Source organism: Maricaulis sp. (assembly GCF_048270095.1).
GTDB lineage: Bacteria > Pseudomonadota > Alphaproteobacteria > Caulobacterales > Maricaulaceae > Maricaulis.
In genome coordinates, this window is the sequence record NZ_JBLWTL010000033.1 from 1 (window position 1) to 21,637 (window position 21,637).

The 21,637-nt window shown below is 59.9% G+C and carries 15 protein-coding genes and 1 tRNA gene; all 16 read left to right on the top strand.

Going from position 1 to position 21,637, the window contains the following annotated elements; translation table 11 throughout:
- Nucleotides 1–1,682: tetratricopeptide repeat protein (locus ACN0YJ_RS13700; protein ID WP_417496534.1), on the top strand; the 1,682-nt coding region annotated here is incomplete at its 5' end.
- Between the two features lie 350 nt (nt 1,683–2,032).
- Nucleotides 2,033–4,870, top strand: coding sequence for a TonB-dependent receptor domain-containing protein (locus ACN0YJ_RS13705; protein ID WP_417496535.1), 2,838 nt, complete (start codon nt 2,033–2,035; stop codon nt 4,868–4,870).
- Between the two features lie 181 nt (nt 4,871–5,051).
- Entirely contained in the window at nt 5,052–6,047 is a 996-nt protein-coding gene (locus ACN0YJ_RS13710; RefSeq protein ID WP_417496536.1) for a class I SAM-dependent methyltransferase, read from the top strand.
- 166 nt (nt 6,048–6,213) lie between these two features.
- A tRNA-Trp gene (locus ACN0YJ_RS13715) sits at nt 6,214–6,289 on the top strand.
- Between the two features lie 95 nt (nt 6,290–6,384).
- Nucleotides 6,385–6,627 carry a preprotein translocase subunit SecE gene (gene secE / locus ACN0YJ_RS13720; RefSeq protein ID WP_417478739.1) on the top strand — a complete coding sequence of 81 codons (243 nt, stop codon included), beginning with the start codon at nt 6,385–6,387 and terminating at the stop codon, nt 6,625–6,627.
- Nucleotides 6,628–6,638: 11 nt separating this feature from the next.
- A complete protein-coding gene (gene nusG, locus ACN0YJ_RS13725) occupies nt 6,639–7,172 on the top strand; it encodes a transcription termination/antitermination protein NusG (protein WP_417496537.1) in 534 nt (177 codons plus the stop codon).
- Nucleotides 7,173–7,267: 95 nt separating this feature from the next.
- The gene (gene rplK, locus ACN0YJ_RS13730; RefSeq protein WP_417478738.1) at nt 7,268–7,696 is read left to right on the top strand and encodes a 50S ribosomal protein L11; all 429 of its coding nucleotides are present in this window, start codon (nt 7,268–7,270) and stop codon (nt 7,694–7,696) included.
- A gap of 4 nt (nt 7,697–7,700) precedes the next feature.
- On the top strand, nt 7,701–8,399 hold the full coding sequence (gene rplA / locus ACN0YJ_RS13735; RefSeq protein WP_417478737.1) for a 50S ribosomal protein L1: 699 nt from the start codon (nt 7,701–7,703) through the stop codon (nt 8,397–8,399).
- 309 nt (nt 8,400–8,708) lie between these two features.
- Nucleotides 8,709–9,224: a 50S ribosomal protein L10 gene (rplJ, locus tag ACN0YJ_RS13740; RefSeq protein ID WP_417478736.1), complete on the top strand. Its 516-nt coding sequence runs from the start codon at nt 8,709–8,711 to the stop codon at nt 9,222–9,224.
- 54 nt (nt 9,225–9,278) lie between these two features.
- Nucleotides 9,279–9,650, top strand: a complete 372-nt coding sequence (rplL, locus tag ACN0YJ_RS13745; protein ID WP_417478735.1) for a 50S ribosomal protein L7/L12 — start codon at nt 9,279–9,281, stop codon at nt 9,648–9,650.
- A 210-nt stretch (nt 9,651–9,860) separates the two neighbouring features.
- Nucleotides 9,861–13,937, top strand: a complete 4,077-nt coding sequence (gene rpoB, locus ACN0YJ_RS13750) for a DNA-directed RNA polymerase subunit beta (protein ID WP_417478734.1) — start codon at nt 9,861–9,863, stop codon at nt 13,935–13,937.
- Between the two features lie 65 nt (nt 13,938–14,002).
- Nucleotides 14,003–18,232: a DNA-directed RNA polymerase subunit beta' gene (gene rpoC, locus ACN0YJ_RS13755; protein WP_417496538.1), complete on the top strand. Its 4,230-nt coding sequence runs from the start codon at nt 14,003–14,005 to the stop codon at nt 18,230–18,232.
- A gap of 315 nt (nt 18,233–18,547) precedes the next feature.
- Nucleotides 18,548–18,919 carry a 30S ribosomal protein S12 gene (gene rpsL, locus ACN0YJ_RS13760; RefSeq protein WP_011643738.1) on the top strand — a complete coding sequence of 124 codons (372 nt, stop codon included), beginning with the start codon at nt 18,548–18,550 and terminating at the stop codon, nt 18,917–18,919.
- Nucleotides 18,920–18,930: 11 nt separating this feature from the next.
- Complete coding sequence (rpsG, locus tag ACN0YJ_RS13765; RefSeq protein WP_091771907.1) at nt 18,931–19,401, top strand: 30S ribosomal protein S7; 471 nt, start codon at nt 18,931–18,933, stop codon at nt 19,399–19,401.
- Between the two features lie 36 nt (nt 19,402–19,437).
- A complete protein-coding gene (gene fusA / locus ACN0YJ_RS13770; RefSeq protein ID WP_417496539.1) occupies nt 19,438–21,513 on the top strand; it encodes an elongation factor G in 2,076 nt (691 codons plus the stop codon).
- 52 nt (nt 21,514–21,565) lie between these two features.
- Nucleotides 21,566–21,637, top strand: a 72-nt coding sequence (locus ACN0YJ_RS13775; RefSeq protein ID WP_417485504.1) for a hypothetical protein, incomplete at its 3' end; no start/stop codon positions are given.

Here is a 21,637-nt window from a genome sequence, read left to right on the forward strand (position 1 = left end):
TGGCCCGCGGCAAGACCGGGCAATATGCGGGCGGTATCGCCGATCTGGAAGCGGCCGCGGCACGCCATCCCCAGCCGCATGCGGTGCTCAATAATCTGGGCAATCTGCATCGGCGGTCGGGCCGGCCTGACCTGGCTGTGGCGAGCTATCAGCGTGCCACGCAAAGCGCGCCGGGCTTTGTTGATGCCGGGTTCAATCTCGGCGCGACGCTGGCTGAAACCGGCCAGGTCGATGAAGCCGAGCGCGCCTACACAGCGGTGCTGGCCGTCCAGCCGGGCCATGCCGCCAGCCTCAACGGGCTGGGCAATCTCGCGGTCGGCCAGTCGGCCCTGGAGCGCGCGCTGGACTGGTTCGACAAGGCGGTCGCCGCGCAACCCGATGCCGCCTATATCCGGGTAAACCGGGGCTGCCTCTATCGCACACTCGGCCGGGTTGCGGACGCCCTCGCTGACCTTGATCAGGCGGTGACGCTGGCCCCCGGTTTCGCCGAGGCCCATTATCAGCGCGCCAACAGCCTGCGCAATCTCGGCCGGTTTGACGCCGCGCGGCAAGGCTATCTCAATGCCTTGCGATGCGCGCCCCTGCGCGCCGACATTCATCGCGACCTGGCGAGCCTGGCCTGGGAAATGGGCGAGGGGGCAGGGGCGACCCACTGGCTCGATCAGGTCTTGCAGCAACAGGCGGATGCCGGCTTGCAGCTCGTGCGCGCGGAAATCCTGATGCGCTCGGGCCAGCCGGACGAGGCCGAGCGGGCGGCGGGTCTGGCGCTGGAACTGGACCCTGCCAATGCCCGGGCGCGGGCCTTGCGCGGCGAATTGCGCGGCCGGCTGGGCAAGCGTGAGGCGGGCCTGGACGATTTGCGCGCGGCCTTCCATAGCGCGGTCTCGGCAAAAGATGGTGATGCGACGGATTTCTCGATCCGCCATCAGCTCGTCGAAGCCCTCCTGCCGACCGGAGCGGTCGACGAGGCGCTGGGCCTGCTGGACGCAGAACCGGCTCCGGCGCATTTGCAGAAACACGTTGCGCTTCAATCGCTGGCCTGGCGGGTGAAGGGGGATGGGCGCTACCGGCGCTTCTACGATTACGACCGATTCACCACCAGGCGCATGATTGCCACGCCGCCGGGCCACGCCTCGCTGGAGGCATTCAATGCGGCGCTGGCCGATGAGATCGGCCGTCTGCACACCAGCGGGGCCCAGCCGCTCGATCAGACCCTGTTCGGCGGGACGCAATCATCAGGACGATTGTGGGACCAGGACAGCGCGGTCATTCGCGCCCTTGCCGATGCCTTGCTGGAGGCCGCACGAAGCTTTGTTGCAGGCCTGCCGGATGATCCCGATCATCCGTTTCTGCGGCGCAAGGGCCGTGACCTCGAACTGACCGGCGCCTGGTCGGTCCGGTTGCGGTCAGGCGGCGGGCATGTCGATCATATCCATCCGGCCGGGTGGATCAGCGCCTGTTACTATGTCGCCGTTCCCGAGACCGTGATGGCCGGCGAGCGGGCGGGCTGGCTGCGCCTGGGAGCCTCCGGCGTCGCCGGTCTCGATCTGCCGGCCGAGCGCTATATCCAGCCGGAGCCCGGCGCCGCGATCTTCTTTCCCTCCTATGTCTGGCACGGGGTCGAACCCTTCATCTCCGACGAGATCCGCGTCACCGCGCCCTTTGACCTGATTCCGGCCTGATTCCGGCCGGTTTTCCCCGTGCGAGGGAAAAACGGAACATTTTTTGGCGAGGCCGGCTGGCGGATTTCCCTCTCAGCGTGCGTGGTCCGGGGCAAATCTGCCTTAAAGTCACGAAGAATGAGGCAATTGCGCCACACTGCCCCTGAAATGCCCAACTCTGGGCGATGAGACGGCGGAGTGTCATTGACCCCTGACGAGCCTCACGCCTATTTTGGCAGCAAGGCGGGGAATCGTGTGCCCCGTTGAGAGGGGGGAGTCCAACCTGATGAAAAATCAGGGCGTGCTTCCCATTTCATCATCCTTACTCGGAGGGATATAGAGTGAGACGCACTTCTTTGAAGGCTTGCCTGATGGCAAGCACGCTTATTTCCGGCCTGGCTGTAGCGGCCCCGGCAATGGCACAAGAACAGGACGTGGTTACGGTTACCGGTTCGCGCATTCAGCGTACCGACACGATCGCACCAAGCCCGGTCACGAATGTTTCGGCTGAACAGCTTGCTGTTGTGAACACCGTCAACACCGAAGACTTCATCAACACCCTGCCACAGGTTGTCCCGTCGTTTGACTCGACCTCGAACAACCCGGGCGATGGTACGGCTCGTGTCAGCCTTCGTGGCCTCGGCTCGACGCGCACCCTGGTGCTCGTTGATGGTCAGCGTTTCGTCGGTTCGGGCGTGACCCAGATCGTCGATCTGAACAACATCCCGGCCGCTATGGTCCAGAGCGTTGATATCGTGACCGGTGGTGCTTCCGCTGTTTACGGTTCCGACGCTGTTGCCGGTGTTGTCAACTTCCTCCTGAAGGACGATTTCGAAGGCGTGGAAGTCAATGCCACGCATGAACTGTCCCTCGGCGATCTCGACGGCGCGATCACCACGCTCGCCATCACCATGGGTGGCAATTTCGACGGCGGCCGCGGTAACGCAGTCATCTCGATGGGCTACACCAATCGTGAAGCGCTCTTCCAAGGCGATCGTGACTTCTCGTCCGAAACCCTTTGGGATCCAGGTCCAGGCAATGAAGCTGATGGTTTCACCCTTGGTGGTTCGTCCAACATTCCAGGGACATTCTTCCGCGGCGCGACCTCTGCCAACTTTGGTGCCTTCGGCTCCGCGATCATCGCGGCTGATCCACGTTGTGCCACGAACTCTTGCCAGGGTTTCTTCAACAATGGCGGTCAGGTTCTGGCCATGCGCTTCGGTAATCCGAACGACGTGTATAACTACGCGCCGTCGAACTACCTGCAGCTGCCTCAGGAACGCTACAATATTTCGGCGTTCGCAACCTATGAAGTCAATGAGCACATCGAGCTCTACGGCCGTGGCATCTATGCCAACAACGTCGTCGACTCGCAGCTGGCCCCATCGCCTGCTGGTCTTACCTTTGACGTGAATCTGGACAATCCGAATTTGCCAGCCGCTCTGCTGGCCCTGATGGTCAATGATCCAGGCTCCAACAATGGTGATGGCACGGCCACAATCCGCACCAGCCGCCGTTATGAAGAAGTCGGAACACGCAATTCGCTGCGTGATACCAGCTCCTTCCAGATGGTGTTCGGTGCCCGTGGCAATCTGGATTCCAACTGGAACTATGATGCGTTCGCCAACTATTCGCGTTCGTCTGTTTCGCAGATCCAGACCGGCAATCTGTCCGTGTCGGCTCTCGAAGCTGGTATCCTCTGCGACGGTGGCCCAACAGCCCTCGCCAGCGGTTGTACCGCGCCTTACGTTGATATCTTCAACGGCCCGGGCTCCATGTCCCAGGCAGCAGTCGATCACGTCTCCCGTACGGGTGCACAAATCGACACGATCGAGATGTTCCAAACTGTTGCGACCTTGGGCGGTTCATTCCCAATGCTCCAGTCGCCAGCAGCTGAAGAGCCTCTCGCAGTGGTCTTCGGTGTTGAGTACCGTGAAGCCAGCGCAGATTCCCTGCCTGACTCGGTTCTCGGCCCAGACGTTCGCGGCTTCAACCAGGCTCTGCCTGTGAGCGGTTCGTTCGACGTCACCGAATTCTTCACTGAAGTCGAACTGCCACTCGTGCAGAACCGTCCTGGTATCCAGTCTCTGTCGCTCAATGCTGCTTTCCGTTCTTCGGACTACAGCACGATCGGCAATGCTGAAACCTTCGCGGTTGGCCTCGGTTGGGCAATCGATGATCAGATCCGCTTCCGTGGTAACTTCAACCGCGCCGTCCGGGCACCAAATGTTGGTGATCTGTACGCGCCGTTGACCAATGGTTTCCCGGGCGCAGCTGATCCATGCTCCAGCGGTGCCAATGGTTCGTTCTCCGCAGCGACCATCGGTGCTTCTTGCGTCGCCGCCGGCGTCCCTGTTGCCAATGTTGGTGCTGACTTCCAGGGCAATGCCCAGATGGAAGCGCTGTTCGGTGGTAACCCGGCTCTCGGTGCTGAAACGGCTGACACCTACACGATTGGTGTTGTCCTGGCGCCAAACGCGATTGAGGGTCTGACTGTTCAGTTGGATTACTACAATATCTCGATCGAAGACGCGATCACGACGATCCCGCTGCAGACCCTGCTGGACGAGTGTCACATCACGGGGATCGCAGCATCTTGCGCCGCCCTGGCTGGTGGTCGTAACCCTGCGACGGGCGAGATGGGAGCCAGCGGCTTCACACCTGGCCTGACCGCAATCAACGCTGCTGTTATCGATGCTGAAGGTATCGATCTCCGCGTCGATTATGGCTTCAGCGCTGATGTCATCGGCCTGCCAGGTGATGTCGCCATCACCTATTATGGCGGTTACACGATGGTAGCGGACACGACCAACTCGGCAACGTCGCCGACGGTCGAGTGTGCTGGCGTCTATGGCCTGAACTGTGGTCAGCCTACGCCTGAGTACAAGCATTCGATGCAAACGTCTTGGTATACGGGGCCGTTCACGACCTCGCTGCGCTGGCGTTATATCGGTGCGGTTGATGCGGATTCCGCAACTGCACCACTGGTCAGCACATTCTCTGACCACATCGATGCAACCAGCTACTTCGACGTGACTTTCCAGTATGACATCAACGACACATTCGCGTTGACGACTGGTATTACCAACATCACCGACACCGACGTTCCAGCCATTGGTTCGACGGCTTCGGAGCAGGGCAACACCTGGCCTGCAACGTACGACACGCTGGGTCGTCGCCTCTTCGTCGGCGGCACGATGCGCTTCTAATCAACGCTTACGCGTTTGATGGGGAAAGGGCGGTCCTTCGGGGCCGCCCTTTTTCTTTGTGCCCTTCTTCCTTGTGTCAGGCTCGAGGATTGACGTGCCCTTGACCTCCGGCGGCAGCGCCGTCCTGCCCGGCGCTGAGCGGCAAATTTGCTTGTGAAACCCCGGCACGGCATCATTCAGCATGATGAAACAATCCCACGCCGGAAATCAGGCCCGTTCTGCATGGTCCCAATATTGGGAGCTTGACGGCGCCCGTGAGCAGCGTGCCGTGGGCGGGCCACGCTATCGCGGCGCCTTCGAGCAATTCTGGCGTGATGAGCTGGAGGCGGAATTCGATGCGCGCGCCAATCTGAAAGTACTCGATGCCGCCTGCGGTGACGGCGCGGTGACGCGGCAGTGCGTCGAGATCTGGCAGGGCCACCCCGATTGCGCGCTCGAACTGCACGCCACAGATTGCTCGGAGCGGGCGCTGGCGTCGATTGAAGCGCTGTCACTGCCGGTCGACCCGGCACTGGTCGTCGCCGATGCAAAGGCGCTGCCCTATGCGGAGGCCTCGTTCGATTGCGTGCTCAGCCAGTGCGGGCTCGAATATGCCGGCATTGAAGCGTTTGCGGCTGCTGCCAGCCTGGTCGCTGACGGTGGGCGCCTGATGGCGCTGGTCCATCATGATCATGGTCTGATCCATCAGGAGTGCGGCGCCCATCACGACATGCTGAGCGCGATCGACGAGAGCGGGGTATTCAAGCAGGGCAAGGCGCTGTTTGACCTGCAGCGGCTGCGCGATCGCGGGGAAGTCCTGCCGCAAGTCGTCGATGATGCCGCGGCTGACCTCGGGCGCGAGCTCGCGGGCCTGCTGGCCGGGCTTGATGTCTATCCCCGCGACGGGGCGCGGCAGCATGCCGAACGCCTGTTGCAGGACTATTCCATGCTGTGCCGGCGTCACGGCGCCTATGCACCGGACCAGGCCTGCCAGTGGCTGGACTTTCACCAGGGCGCACTGACCGCCTTCCGGTTGCGGATGGAGAGCATGATGGCCGCCGGGCAGGGCGAGGCCGAGCTCCGCCAACTGGAGGCCGTGATTGATGATGCAGGTCTGAGGCAGATCGAGACCGGCACTTTGAGAGCCGCCGATACCGGCGAGCCGCTCGCCTGGTCCCTGAGCGCTTGCGCGGCTTGACATCGGGCGCGAGCAGGCCGATACCGCCGCTCTTGTCAGCGGGACATGGAATGAAAGCACTCACATCTGCGTTTTAGCTGTTTTCATATGGCGTCACAGGTTGTAGAGAGCTGCGCTTGCGGTGTGGTGGCGGAGATGTCATCACGCTGGTTCGCGTGCGCGATATAGGGGTGTAGCTCAGTTGGTAGAGCATCGGTCTCCAAAACCGAGGGTCGTGGGTTCGAGTCCCTCCGCCCCTGCCATGGCGCGCTGACGGGAAATAGTCCCAACCGGACGATTGAAATGGCGGTCCTGACGGGCCAGATGGAATTTTATGACGCGGAACAGGAACGATAAGGTGCCAGCCAAGCCCAAGCAGGACGGTGCAGCCGCAAAGAAGCGGGGCGTCAATCCGTTCCAGTATCTCGCCCAGGTCCGCCAGGAAGCCCGCAAGGTCACCTGGACGAGCCGTCAGGAGACGATTGTCTCCACCATCCTGGTGCTGATATTGAGCACGATCGCAATCTTGTTCTTCTGGATGGTCGACCTCGGTATCCAGTTCACGGTCCAGAGCCTGCTGGCTCTTGGCGCCGGCGTTTAGGAGGAGGCTGTATGTCTGCCAAATGGTATATCGTGCACGCCTATTCGAACTTCGAGAAGAAGGTCGCCGAGGCTATCCGTGCAGAGGCCGCTCTCCAGGGGCTTGAGGACTGTTTCGAAGAAGTCCTCGTCCCGACCGAAGAGGTTGTTGAAGTTCGCAAGGGTCGCAAGATCAATGCCGAGCGCAAGTATTTTCCCGGCTATGTCCTCGTCAAGATGGTCATGTCCGACGACGCCTATCACCTCGTGAAAAACACCGCGAAAGTCACCGGTTTCCTCGGTTCCGGAAATAAGCCGATGCCGGTGTCCGAAACCGAAGTGAAGCGGATCCTGGGCCAGATGGTCGAGGATGCGGAGCGTCCACACCCGACCGTCACCTATCAGATCGGCGAGACCGTCAATGTCATCGACGGTCACTTCGCCAGCTTCAACGGTGTTGTCGAGGAAGACGATCACGAGAATGCCCGCCTCAAGGTGGCGATCAATATCTTTGGCCGGGCTACCCCGGTCGAACTCGAATACGGGCAAGTCGCGAAAATCGGCTGATCCGTAAGATTGCGGGAGGTGCCGGCGGCAAGACCATGCCGGGCCGTACCGCGAAACCACAGGGCGTCACTGACGCCTCTTAAAGGAGTGGGAACATGGCCAAGAAGATCACCGGCTATATCAAGCTGCAAGTGCCTGCGGCAGCAGCCAATCCATCGCCGCCCATCGGGCCGGCTCTGGGTCAGCGCGGCGTCAATATCATGGAATTCTGTAAGGCCTTCAATGCGAAGACCCAGGAGATGGAAAAAGGGATGCCAATCCCGACGATCATCACCGTGTTTTCCGACAAGTCCTTCACTTTCGTCACCAAATCGCCACCGGCCAGCTTCTTCCTGAAGAAGGCTGCCAAGGTCGCCAAGGGCAGCACAACGCCTGGCCTGACCTCGGGCGGTACCGTTTCAATGTCCCAGTGCCGTGACATTGCCGAACAGAAAATGAAAGACCTCAACGCGAACGACCTCGACCAGGCGACCAAGATCATCGTCGGTTCTGCCCGTTCCATGGGTCTGCAGGTTACGGAGTAGAACGATGGCGAAACTGGGAAAACGTTTGGCTGCTGCGCGTGAAGGTCTTTCGCGCGAAGACGCCTATTCGGTCGACGCCGCTGTCAAGCTCGTCAAAGCCAATGCGAAAGCCAAATTCGACGAAACCGTCGAAGTGGCGATCAATCTCGGTGTTGATCCGCGCCATGCAGACCAGATGGTCCGCGGTGTCTGTCATCTGCCACACGGTACGGGCCGTACGGTCCGCGTTGCCGTTTTCGCACGCGGCCCCAAGGCCGATGAAGCGACCAAGGCGGGGGCTGATGTCGTCGGTGCCGAGGATCTGATGGAACAGATCCTGGCCGGCAATATCAATTTCGACAAGGTCATCGCGACCCCTGACATGATGCCGATCGTCGGTCGTCTGGGTAAGGTGCTCGGCCCTCGCGGCATGATGCCAAACCCGAAGGTCGGCACGGTCACCATGGATGTCACCAAGGCGATTGAAGCCTCCAAGGGCGGCGCTGTCGAGTTCCGTGCCGAGAAGGCCGGGATCGTTCATGCCGGCGTTGGCAAGGCGAGCTTCACCGAAGCGGCGCTGGCTGAAAATGTTCGCGCCCTCGTGGACGCGGTCATGAAGGCGAAGCCGGCCGGTGCCAAAGGGACCTATGTCAGGCGTATCGGTATCAGCTCGACGATGGGGCCTGGCCTCAAGATCGATGCCAATGATGCCGCTTCAGCTTAAGAGTATTGAATTTCGGTCCGACAGGCTGTAGCCGGTCGGACCGATCAGGTCTGTATCATGCGTGTTGTGCATGTACGGGCCTACCTGTCCGAGATCACAAGGGGTGCGGCGTTCGCGTCGGGTCTTAATCCAATCCAGGCCTTGTGTGAGACAGAGCGAGATACCTCCGGCCTTGTTCAAGGCCGTCGGTTCGAGCCCTGGGACAGGAATACGCCGCGATGTGAGCCGTGCCCGTGAGGGGAGTGGATCGTGTCGGGGCGTCTTCAACGGGTCTCCCATGGTGGGAGACTCAGACTAGGGAGTCCGCATATGGATCGCACGCAAAAAGAAGCATCCGTTGAAGAGCTGAAGAGCATCTTCGCCGGTAGCGGATCCGTGGTCATGGCCCAGTATTCGGGTATGACCGTTGCGGAAATGACGAACTTGCGCATCAAACTTCGCGAAGTTGGTGGCACGTTCAAGGTGGTGCGTAACCGCCTCGCCAAAATCGCTCTGCAAGGCCAGCCAGGTGAGGGCGCTGCCGATCTGTTTACAGGTCCGGTCGCTGTCGCTTACTCGGAAGACTTTGTTTCGGCGCCGAAGGTTGTGGTCGAGTACGCCAAGACCAATGAGAAATTCCTGATTCTCGGCGGGTTCATGGAAGAGAATGTGTTCGATGCCGCTGGCATTACCGCACTCTCCAAAATGCCGTCGCGCGAAGAACTCATCGGTACCATTGCCGCCCGTCTTACGGGTCAAGCCTCTCAGGTGGCCCAGCGGCTCATGTCGCCGGGGCAAGGTCTTGCGGGCGCCGTCGAGGCGATTCGCGAGCAAGCCGCCGCATAACGTCATTCTCCGCATTCGAACCGACAAACCAAACTTTTACAAGGAATTGAACAAATGGCTGATGTAGCTAAACTCTGTGACGAACTTTTGGCCCTGACCATTCTGGAAGCCAAGGAACTCAACGACCTTCTCGAAGAAAAAGGCATCAAGGCTGCGGCCGTTGCTGTCGCTGCCGGTCCTGCCGCTGGCGGTGCTGCCGAGGCTGCTGAAGAGCAGACCGAATTCGACGTCATGCTGGTTTCGGCTGGCGACAAGAAGATCAACGTCATCAAGGAAGTCCGCGGTATCACGGGTCTCGGCCTGAAAGAAGCCAAGGACCTCGTTGAAGCCGCACCGAAAGCCGTCAAGGAAGGCGCCAGCAAAGCTGAAGCTGACGACATCAAGACGAAGCTTGAAGCTGCCGGCGCGACCGTCGAGCTTAAATAATCACGCTCACGCGTGACAGGGTATGGTGCTCTCGGGCGCGTGGGGTAAACCTGCGCGTCCGTTAGCCCGTCTTTGAGAATTGGCGTTCCCCTACTGCCGTTCCAGGGGAGGCGCACGAACGGTTCCGACGTCAGTCGGGGCCTTGGAACGACGCAGCGCGGGAATTTTCCCCGCATCAGATGCGCAGTGCTGTCTGCGAAGGGAGCCGACATGGGTCTATCGTTCACCGGCAAGAAGCGGATTCGCAAATCATTCGGTCGTATTCCGGAAACTGTTGCGATGCCGAATCTGATCGAAGTTCAGAAAAGCTCTTACGAGCAGTTTCTGATGAAGGATGTGCGGGCCAGCGAACGGCCTGACACCGGCTTGCAGACCGTTTTCAAATCGGTCTTCCCGGTCAAGGATTTTGCCGATCGCGCCGTGCTCGATTTCGTGTCCTACGAATTCGAAACGCCGAAGTTCGATACTGAAGAATGCCAGCAGCGCGACATGACCTATGCCGCGCCGCTCAAGGTCAAGATGCGTCTCATCGTGTTTGATGTGGACGAGGAAACCGGCGCCCGCTCGGTCAAGGACATCAAGGAACAGGATGTCTATATGGGCGATATTCCGCTCATGACGGACAAGGGCACGTTTATCGTCAACGGCACCGAGCGCGTGATCGTCTCCCAGATGCACCGTTCGCCGGGCGTCTTCTTCGATCATGACCGTGGCAAGACCCATGCCTCCGGCAAATTCCTGTTTGCCGCCCGTATCATTCCTTACCGTGGCTCCTGGCTCGATTTCGAATTCGATGCCAAGGACGTGGTCCATATGCGCCTTGATCGCCGCCGCAAACTGCCGGCGACAACGCTGCTCTACGCCCTGGGCATGGACAAGGAGGAGATCCTCTCCACCTTCTACCAGACCATCAGCTACAAGAGCACGAAGAAGGGCTGGACTGTCCCCTATGTGAAAGAACGCTGGCGCGGCACCAAGCCGGCGCGGGATCTCGTCGACGCCAAGACTGGCGATGTCATTGCCGAAGCCGGCAAGAAGATCTCCGCACGCGCGGCCAACAAGCTGGCGGAAGAGGGGCTTGAGCTCCTCCTCGTCTCCGATGCCGATATCCTGGGCAGCTATATCGCCGAGGACATGGTCAACACCGATACCGGCGAGATCTTCGTCGAAGCCGGTGACGAGCTGACCGAAGAAGTGCTGGAAATCCTCAAGACGACCGGCGTCAAGGCTCTCAACATCCTCGACATCGATCCCGCGACGGGCATCGGCCCCTACATGCGCACCACGCTGGCGGCCGACAAGAATGACAGCCGTGAGCAGGCGCTGGTCGATATCTACCGCGTCATGCGTCCGGGTGAGCCGCCGACGGCTGATACCGCCGAAGCCATGTTCCAGGGCCTGTTCTTCGATTCAGAGCGCTATGACCTGTCCGCCGTTGGCCGGGTCAAGATGAATATGCGTCTCGATCTGGATGCGCCGGACGATATGCGCACCCTGCGCAAGGAAGACATCCTGGCCGTGCTCAAGACCCTCGTGGGTCTGCGCGATGGCCGCGGCGAAATCGACGATATCGACAATCTCGGCAATCGCCGGGTGCGCTCGGTCGGCGAGCTGATGGAAAACCAGTACCGCATCGGCCTGCTCCGCATGGAGCGCGCGATCAAGGAACGCATGTCGTCGGTCGATATCGAGACCGTCATGCCGCACGATCTGGTCAACGCCAAACCTGCCGCTGCTGCGGTGCGTGAATTCTTCGGCTCCTCGCAGCTGTCGCAGTTCATGGACCAGACCAACCCGCTCTCCGAAGTCACGCACAAGCGGCGTCTCTCGGCGCTTGGGCCTGGCGGTCTGACGCGTGAGCGTGCCGGCTTCGAAGTTCGCGACGTGCACCCGACCCATTATGGCCGGATCTGTCCGATTGAAACGCCTGAAGGTCCGAATATCGGCCTGATCAACTCGCTGTCGACTTTCGCACGCGTCAATAAATACGGCTTCATCGAGAGCCCGTATCGCCGCGTCGAGAATGGCAAATTGCTCGACCAGGTCGACTACCTCTCGGCGATGCAGGAATCCCGCTACGCGATTGCCCAGGCCAATGCCCACGTCACCGAGACCGGTGAGCTCGACAATGAGTTCGTCAACTGCCGGGTTGCCGGCGATGTGACCCTGGTTCCACGCGATGAAGTGAATTATATCGACGTGTCGCCGAAACAGGTTGTTTCGGTCGCCGCGGCGCTGATTCCCTTCCTCGAAAACGATGACGCCAATCGCGCCCTGATGGGCTCGAACATGCAGCGTCAGGCCGTGCCATTGGTGAAGGCGGAAGCCCCGCTGGTCGGTACCGGCATGGAAGCTGTCGTGGCCCGCGATTCCGGAGCTGCCGTTGCGGCCCGCCGGACCGGTGTGGTCGAGCAGGTCGATGCCACGCGTATCGTTATCCGGGCAACCGAGGACCTCGATGCCGCCAAGTCGGGCGTCGATATCTATCGTCTGTCCAAGTTCCAGCGTTCCAACCAGTCGACCTGTATCAACCAGCGCCCGATCGTGCGTGTGGGTGATGAAGTGATCACCGGTGACATCATCGCCGACGGTCCGTCGACGGATCTCGGCGAGCTGGCGCTCGGCCGCAATGTGGTCGTCGCCTTCATGCCGTGGAATGGCTATAACTTCGAGGATTCGATCCTGATCTCCGAGCGCATCGTGCGCGACGACGTCTTTACCTCGATCCACCTCGAAGAGTTTGAGGTCGCAGCCCGCGATACCAAGCTCGGGCCGGAAGAAATCACGCGTGACATTCCCAATGTCGGCGAGGAAGCCCTGCGCAATCTCGACGAAGCCGGTATTGTGGCCGTTGGTGCCGAAGTGGCCGCTGGCGACATTCTCGTCGGCAAGGTGACCCCGAAGGGCGAAAGCCCGATGACGCCGGAAGAAAAGCTTCTGCGCGCCATCTTTGGTGAAAAGGCGTCCGACGTTCGTGACACCTCCCTGCGCATGCCATCGGGTGCCACCGGCACCGTGGTGGAAGTGCGGGTCTTCAACCGTCACGGCGTCGACAAGGATGAGCGCGCGATCTCGATCGAGCGTGAAGAGATCGAACGTCTCGGCACTGACCGTGATGACGAGCTCACCATCCTCGAGCGCAATATCTACCAACGCTTCCGTGAAGTGCTCCTGGGCAATAACTCGGTCTCCGGGCCGCGTGGTTTCCCGAAGGGCAAGGTCACCGAAGAATCCCTCGACGAGACCCCGCGTTCCCAGTGGTGGCGTATTGGTCTCGATGACGAAAAGGCGATGGCCGAAGTCGAAGCGCTGCAAAAGCAGTTCGATGACAGTCGCGCCCGTCTGGACCGTCGTTTCGAGGACAAGGTCGACAAGCTTCAGCGTGGCGATGAAATGCCGCCAGGCGTGATGAAGATGGTCAAGGTCTTCGTGGCCGTGAAGCGCAAGCTTCAGCCCGGCGACAAGATGGCCGGCCGTCACGGGAATAAGGGTGTTATCTCCAAGATCAATCCGATCGAGGACATGCCCTTCCTTGAGAACGGCGAAGCTGTTGACATTGTGCTCAATCCACTTGGCGTGCCAAGCCGGATGAATGTCGGGCAGATCCTGGAAACCCACCTTGGCTGGGCCAGCCGTGGTCTGGGTGCCCAGATCGGCGAAGCCTATGAAGCCTACAAGCGCGACGGCAAGATCGAAGCGCTCAAGGTCGAGCTCAAGCGTGTCTATGGCGAAGATGCCGACATGCCGGAGGGCGATGAGGGCATTGCGGAGCTGAGCCAGAATCTCAAACTCGGCGTTCCATTCGCGACGCCAGTCTTTGATGGTGCCCGCGAAGCCGATGTGACGGAAATGCTGGTCAAGGCGGGTCTCGACCCGTCCGGACAGGTGACGCTGCATGATGGGCGCACCGGTGAGCAGTTCCGCCGCAAGGTTACGGTCGGTGTCAAACACCTGCTCAAACTGCATCACCTGGTGGACGACAAGATCCATGCCCGTTCCATCGGGCCGTACAGCCTCGTGACCCAGCAGCCGCTGGGCGGCAAGGCACAGTTCGGTGGCCAGCGCTTCGGCGAAATGGAAGTGTGGGCACTGGAAGCTTACGGCGCAGCCTACACGCTGCAGGAAATGCTGACTGTGAAGTCGGATGACGTGGCAGGCCGGACCAAGGTCTATGAAGCCATTGTCCGCGGCGACGACACTTTCGAAGCCGGCATTCCAGAAAGCTTCAACGTGCTGGTCAAGGAAATGCGTTCGCTCGGCCTCAACGTCGAACTGAAGAACGGCTAAGGCTGCAATCTATACGCGGGGCGGGCTCTGGGCCCGTCCCGTTTACCCTTTTGGGAGACGCCGACATGAACCATGATGTCATGAACATCTTTAATCCGGCAGCCGAAGGCCCAGCCTTCGACCGGATCCGGATTGCCCTTGCCAGCCCGGAGAAAATTCACTCCTGGTCGTTCGGCGAAGTCAAAAAGCCGGAAACCATCAATTACCGGACCTTCAAGCCGGAGCGCGACGGCCTGTTCTGCGCCCGCATCTTTGGGCCCGTGAAGGATTATGAATGCCTGTGCGGCAAGTATAAGCGCATCAAGTACAAAGGTATCGTCTGCGAAAAGTGCGGCGTTGAAGTGACCCTGGCCCGCGTCCGGCGCGAGCGTATGGGCCATATCGAGCTGGCGGCACCCGTCGCCCATATCTGGTTCCTGAAATCCCTGCCATCGCGGATCTCGATGATCCTCGACATGGCGCTGAAGGATGTCGAGCGCGTTCTCTACTTTGAGAATTACGTGGTTATCGAGCCCGGTCTGACGCCGCTCCAGCCCTTCCAGCTTCTTTCCGAAGAAGAATATATGGAAGCCCAGGACGAGTATGGCGAAGATGCCTTCACCGCCGGCATCGGCGCTGAAGCCGTGCGCGAAATCCTGATCAATATGGATCTGGCTGCCGAGTGCGAAAAAGTTCGCGCCGACATGAAGGAAACCGGTTCGGAGCTGAAGCTCAAGAAGTACGCCAAACGCCTCAAGCTGATGGAAAACTTCATGACCTCCGGCAATCGTCCCGAGTGGATGATCATGACCGTGATTCCGGTCATCCCGCCTGAGCTGCGCCCGCTGGTTCCCCTGGATGGCGGTCGCTTTGCGACCTCCGATCTGAATGATCTCTATCGCCGGGTCATCAACCGTAATAACCGCCTGAAGCGCCTCATCGAACTGCGCGCGCCGGACATCATCATCCGCAATGAAAAGCGGATGCTGCAGGAATCCGTCGACGCCCTGTTCGATAATGGCCGTCGCGGCCGCGTCATCACCGGTGCCAACAAGCGCCCGTTGAAGTCGCTGTCCGACATGCTGAAGGGCAAGCAGGGCCGTTTCCGCCAGAATCTGCTCGGCAAGCGCGTCGACTATTCCGGCCGTTCGGTCATCGTGGTTGGTCCGGATCTGAAACTGCACCAGTGCGGTCTGCCCAAGAAGATGGCGCTCGAGCTGTTCAAGCCCTTCATCTATGCGCGTCTCGACGCCAAGGGTCTGTCCGGCACGGTCAAGCAGTCCAAGAAGCTGGTCGAAAAAGAACGTCCGGAAGTCTGGGATGTGCTCGACGAGGTCATCCGCGAACACCCGGTCATGCTCAACCGTGCACCGACCCTGCACCGTCTGGGCATCCAGGCCTTTGAACCGAAGCTGATCGAGGGCAAGGCCATCCAGCTTCACCCGCTGGTCTGCGCCGCCTTCAACGCCGACTTCGACGGTGACCAGATGGCGGTTCACGTGCCGCTCTCGCTGGAAGCCCAGCTTGAAGCGCGCACGCTGATGATGTCGACCAACAACATCCTCTCGCCGGCCAATGGCAAGCCGATCATCGTGCCGTCGCAGGATATCGTCCTGGGGCTGTATTATCTCTCGATTGCCAATGATTCCGAGCCGGGTGAGGGCATGGCCTTCGCCACCCGCGCCGAAATGGAAGCGGCGCTCGACGCCGGCTATGTGACCCTGCACTCCAAGATCAAGGCGCGCTGGGAAGGCATTGATGCCGATGGCAATGAAGTGACCCGCGTGATTGAAACCACGCCGGGCCGCAAAATGGTCATCGACCTTCTGCCCAAGCACGAGAAAATGCAGCCAGACCTGCTCGGTGAAATTCTCACCAAGAAGGCGATCGGCGCGCTGATCGACCACGTCTACCGCCACTGCGGCCAGAAGGCGACGGTCATTTTCTGCGACCAGGTCATGGCGCTCGGCTTCAAGGAAGCGGCACGCGCCGGCATTTCCTTTGGCAAGGACGACATGCTCGTTCCCGATGCCAAGGCCGTGCTGGTTGGCAATACCCGCAAGCTGGTTTCCGACTACGAGCAGCAATATGTCGACGGTCTCATCACCAAGGGTGAGAAGTACAACAAGGTCGTCGATGCCTGGGCCAAGTGTACCGACGCCGTGGCTGATGCGATGATGGACGAGATCTCCAAGACCTATGTCGGGGAAGACGGCCGGACCTCGGAAGTCAATTCGGTCTATATGATGGCCCACTCCGGTGCGCGTGGTTCTAAGAACCAGATGAAGCAGCTCGCCGGTATGCGTGGCCTGATGGCCAAGCCGTCGGGTGAGATCATCGAGACACCGATCATCTCGAACTTCAAGGAAGGCCTGACCGTCCTTGAATACTTCAACTCCACCCACGGGGCCCGTAAGGGTCTGGCTGACACCGCGTTGAAGACGGCGAACTCGGGTTATCTGACCCGCCGCCTTGTCGATGTCGCCCAGGATTGTATCGTCACGGAAGAGGATTGCGGCACATCGCAAGGCTTCCAGATTGATGCCGTTGTCGATGGGGGTGATATCGTCGTCTCGCTCGAGCAGCGCATTCTGGGCCGCACCACGGCCGAGGCGATCATCCATCCGGTGACCGGCGAGACCATCTGTCCGGCCGACAGCTATATCGACGAAGACCTCGCGGTCGAAATCGATACAGCCGGCGTCCAGAGCGTGTTCGCGCGTTCGCCGCTGACCTGTGAAACCCGTATCGGTGTCTGCGCCACCTGTTATGGCCGTGACCTGGCGCGCGGTACGCGCGTCAATATCGGTGAGGCCGTCGGCGTCATCGCGGCACAGTCAATCGGTGAGCCGGGTACCCAGCTGACCATGCGGACCTTCCACATCGGTGGTACCGCACAGGTGTCCGAGCAGTCCTTCATCGAAGCGACCCACCCGGGCAAGGTCATCTTCAAGAACCCGGCCATCGTGGCCAATGCGGAAGGCGATCTGATCGTCATGAGCCGCAATATGCAGGTCGCGATTGCCGATACCGAAGGCAAGGAACGCGAATCCTACAAGCTGACCTACGGCACCAAGCTGAAGGTCAAGGAGGGCGACAAGGCCGATCGTGGCCAGCGTCTCGCCGAGTGGGATCCGTATACCGCACCGATCGTTTCGGAAGTCGGCGGTACGGTCCGCCTGGTCGACATCGCCGAAGGTGTTTCGGTCAAGGAAGAAACCGACGAAGCCACCGGTATCGCCTCCAAGGTGATCATCGACTGGCGCGGCAGTGCCAAGGCCAATGCGCTTCAGCCTGCCATCGTCATCCAGGACGAGAGCGGCGAGCCGATCCAGCTGCCGACCGGGTCGATGGCCAGCTATATGCTCGCCGTTGGCGCGATTCTCTCGGTCAATTCCGGCGATACGGTTCGCCCGGGTGACATCGTTGCCCGGATCCCGACCGAAGGTGCCAAGACGCGCGACATTACCGGTGGTCTGCCACGGGTTGCCGAGCTGTTTGAAGCCCGCCGTCCCAAGGATCACGCGGTCATCGCCGAAATCAGCGGTCGCGTCGAGTTCGGCCGCGACTACAAGAACAAGCGCCGCATTGCCATCGTTCCCGAAGGTGATGATCAGGAGAAGGTCGAATACCTGGTGCCGAAGGGCAAACACCTCACGGTCCAGGAAAACGACTTCATCCAGAAGGGCGAATATCTGCTCGACGGTCACCCGGCGCCGCACGATATTCTCGCCATTCTGGGCGTCTCCGCCCTGGCCGAATATCTCATCGACGAGATCCAGGAAGTCTATCGCCTGCAGGGCGTGCCGATTAATGACAAGCATATCGAGGTCATTGTCCGGCAGATGCTGCAGAAGATCGAAGTCAAGGATCCGGGCGAGAGCGCCTATCTGGCGGCCGAGCAGGTCGACAAGATCGAGTTCATCGAGAACAACGAGCGTCTCGAGGCCGAAGGCAAGCGTATTGCCATTGGCGACCCGGTTCTGTTGGGCATCACCAAGGCGTCTCTCCAGACGCGGTCCTTCATCTCGGCGGCCTCCTTCCAGGAAACCACCCGGGTACTGACCGAGGCGGCGGTACAGGGCAAGGAAGACACCCTGGAAGGCCTGAAGGAGAACGTCATCGTCGGGCGTCTGATTCCAGCCGGCACCGGCGCGATGATGCGCCTGTACCAGCGGGTCGCCGATGAGCGTGACGATGTCATGCTCGCCGAACGCCAGACTGCTGTTGAATCCGAAGGGCTGCCAAGCGAAATCGCCGAAGCAGCAGCGGCTGAAACGGCGGCTGCATCGGGTGCCGACACCAATCCAGGCTAGGTTTTCCGACATTTGGAATACTGAAAGGGTCGCCAATATTCTGGCGGCCCTTTTTTGTTACCTCCGGTTTACCGTACGGGGTTCACAAAAAGTGTGAACGACGGCTTGACGTATCCGAGTCGCGTGCGTAGTTTCCGGCCTCGTTTTGAGGATGAGCTGTAACCCACGCGGTTAGACGTCATCCACGGTAACGTAAAACCCCTGACGCCGCCGTGCGGGCTCTAGCCCGGACGTCGGGGTCTTTGTTTGCGTCCGGCAAGGCCCTTAGGGTTTTGCGGGACGTGCTTCTTGAGATCAGAAACGGAAACGAGCGGGATGCCCACAATCAACCAGCTCATACGCAAGCCGCGGAAGGACAAGCCCAAGCGCAATAAGGTGCCGGCTCTTCAGGCTTGCCCTCAGCGTCGCGGTGTTTGCACGCGTGTCTATACGACGACCCCAAAGAAGCCGAACTCGGCTTTGCGGAAGGTCGCGAAGGTGCGTTTGACCAATGGTCATGAAGTTGTGAGCTATATCCCGGGCGAGGGGCATAATCTTCAGGAACACTCGGTGGTCCTCATTCGCGGCGGTCGCGTCAAGGATCTTCCCGGCGTTCGCTATCACATACTTCGCGGCGTTCTGGATACCCAGGGCGTCAAGGATCGCAAGCAACGCCGTTCCAAGTACGGCGCCAAGCGTCCTAAGTAGGAGAGGCGTCCATGTCTCGTCGTCACCGCGCAGAAAAACGTGAAATCAATCCGGACCCGAAATTCGGGGATCGTGATCTCACGAAATTTATGAACTACATCATGCTCGACGGCAAAAAATCCGTCGCCGAGCGGATCGTCTACGGCGCTCTCGAAATTGTCGAGGGAAAGCTGAAGCGCGAGCCAATCAAGGTCTTCCATGAAGCCCTTGAGAATGTTGCACCGGAAGTTGAGGTTCGCTCCCGCCGTGTTGGTGGCGCGACCTACCAGGTCCCGGTTGAAGTGCGTCAGGAGCGCAAGAAGGCGTTGGCCATTCGTTGGCTGACGACTGCAGCGCGCGGACGCAATGAAAATACGATGCGTGAGCGTCTGGCTGCTGAAATGATGGATGCGTCCGCCAATCGCGGAACCGCCGTCAAGAAGCGTGAAGACACGCACCGGATGGCGGAAGCCAACCGCGCATTCTCGCACTACCGCTGGTAATCCGGCACATACCGACCTGACCCAAGGACTCCAGAAATGGCCCGCGAATATACGATCGAGGACTACCGCAATTTCGGCATCATGGCTCACATTGATGCCGGGAAGACGACGACGACTGAGCGGGTCCTCTATTATACTGGCAAATCCCACAAAATCGGGGAAGTCCATGATGGGGCTGCCACGATGGACTGGATGGAGCAGGAGCAGGAGCGTGGAATCACGATCACCTCTGCTGCGACCACCTGTTTCTGGGCTGGCAAGCGTCTGAACATCATCGATACGCCAGGTCACGTCGACTTCACGATTGAGGTTGAGCGTTCCCTGCGCGTGCTCGATGGCGCGGTTGCGCTGCTTGATGCCAATGCCGGTGTCGAGCCGCAGACCGAGACCGTCTGGCGTCAGGCCGACAAGTACAAAGTGCCTCGCATGTTCTTCATCAACAAGATGGACAAGCTTGGTGCGGATTTCTATCGCTCGATCGAGATGATTGAAGAGCGTCTGGCTTGCGTGCCGCTGGCGATCCAGCTGCCGATCGGCGCCGAGAATGAATACAAGGGTCTGGTCGACCTGCTGACTATGAAGGCGATCGTCTGGGAAGACGAGGGCCTCGGCGCTGCTTTCCATGAGGAAGATATTCCGGCCGACATGGTTGAGAAGGCCCAGGCCTGGCGCATCAAGATGATCGAGACCATTGTCGATCTCGATGAAGCAGCCATGGAAGCCTATCTCGAAGGCGAAGAGCCCACCATCGAAACGATGAAGGCGCTGATCCGCAAGGGTACGATTTCGCTCGCCTTCCATCCTGTTCTTTGCGGGACCGCGTTCAAGAACAAGGGCGTTCAGCCCCTGCTTGATGCTGTTGTCGATTATCTGCCTTGCCCGCTGGATATTCCGGCGATCCGCGGCATTGACCTGAAGACCGAGAAGGAAATCGTTCGTCGTCCTCTGGATTCCGAGCCGATGGCCCTGCTTGCCTTCAAGATCATGAATGACCCATTCGTCGGCTCGCTGACTTTCTGCCGCCTGTATTCCGGTCACCTGGAAACGGGTACGACCGTGCTCAATACGGTCAAGGAAAAGAAAGAGCGCATCGGCCGCATGCTGCAGATGCACTCCAATTCGCGTGAGGACATCAAGGAATGTTTCGCTGGCGATATTGTCGCTATTGCGGGCCTCAAGGATACGACCACGGGTGATACGCTTTGCGATCCCGCCAATCCGGTCATCCTCGAGCGCATGGTCTTCCCTGAGCCGGTTATCGAGCTGGCGATTGAGCCAAAATCGAAGGCTGACCAGGAGAAGCTCGGCGTTGCGCTGCAGCGTCTGGCGGCTGAAGATCCGTCCTTCCGCATGAAGACTGATCTGGACTCCGGCCAGACCATCATCGCCGGCATGGGCGAGCTTCACCTCGACATTCTGGTCGACCGTATGCGTCGCGAGTACAAGGTTGAAGCCAATATCGGCGCGCCGCAGGTGGCTTACCGCGAAGCGCTCGGCAAGGCCGGCCTCGTTGATTACACCCACAAGAAGCAGTCCGGTGGTTCGGGTCAGTTTGCCCGCGTCAAGATTGAATTCTCGCCAGGTGAGCCAGGTTCGGGCTTCGTCTTCGAGTCGAAGATCGTCGGTGGTTCGGTTCCACGGGAATATATCCCGGGCGTCGAAAAGGGTCTGAAGTCCGTGATGGATAACGGTCTGATTGCCGGCTTCCCGGTGATCGATGTTCACGCCAATCTGGTTGACGGCGCCTTCCACGATGTCGACTCCAGCGTGCTCGCATTCGAGATCGCGGCCCGTGCCGCTTTCCGCGAAGCGAAACAGCACTGCGCACCGAAGCTGCTCGAGCCGATCATGAAGGTTGAAGTCGTGACGCCGGACGAATACACCGGCGGCGTGATCGGTGATTTGAATTCGCGTCGTGGCCAGATTGCCGGCCAGGAGATGCGGGGCAATGCCACAGTCGTGAACGCGATGGTGCCTCTGGCCAACATGTTTGGCTATGTGAGCAATCTGCGCTCTGCGACCCAGGGACGTGCCCAATTTACCATGCAGTTCGACCACTACGAGGCCGTGCCTAAAGCGGTCGAACAGGAAGTTATCGCGAAGTCGGCCTAAGGCCGCGCTTCAATACCTATTGAAAACGAACGAGAGATTTCGGAGCTAGACCATGGCGAAGGAAAAGTTTCAGCGCACCAAGCCGCACGCGAACATCGGGACCATTGGTCACGTTGACCACGGC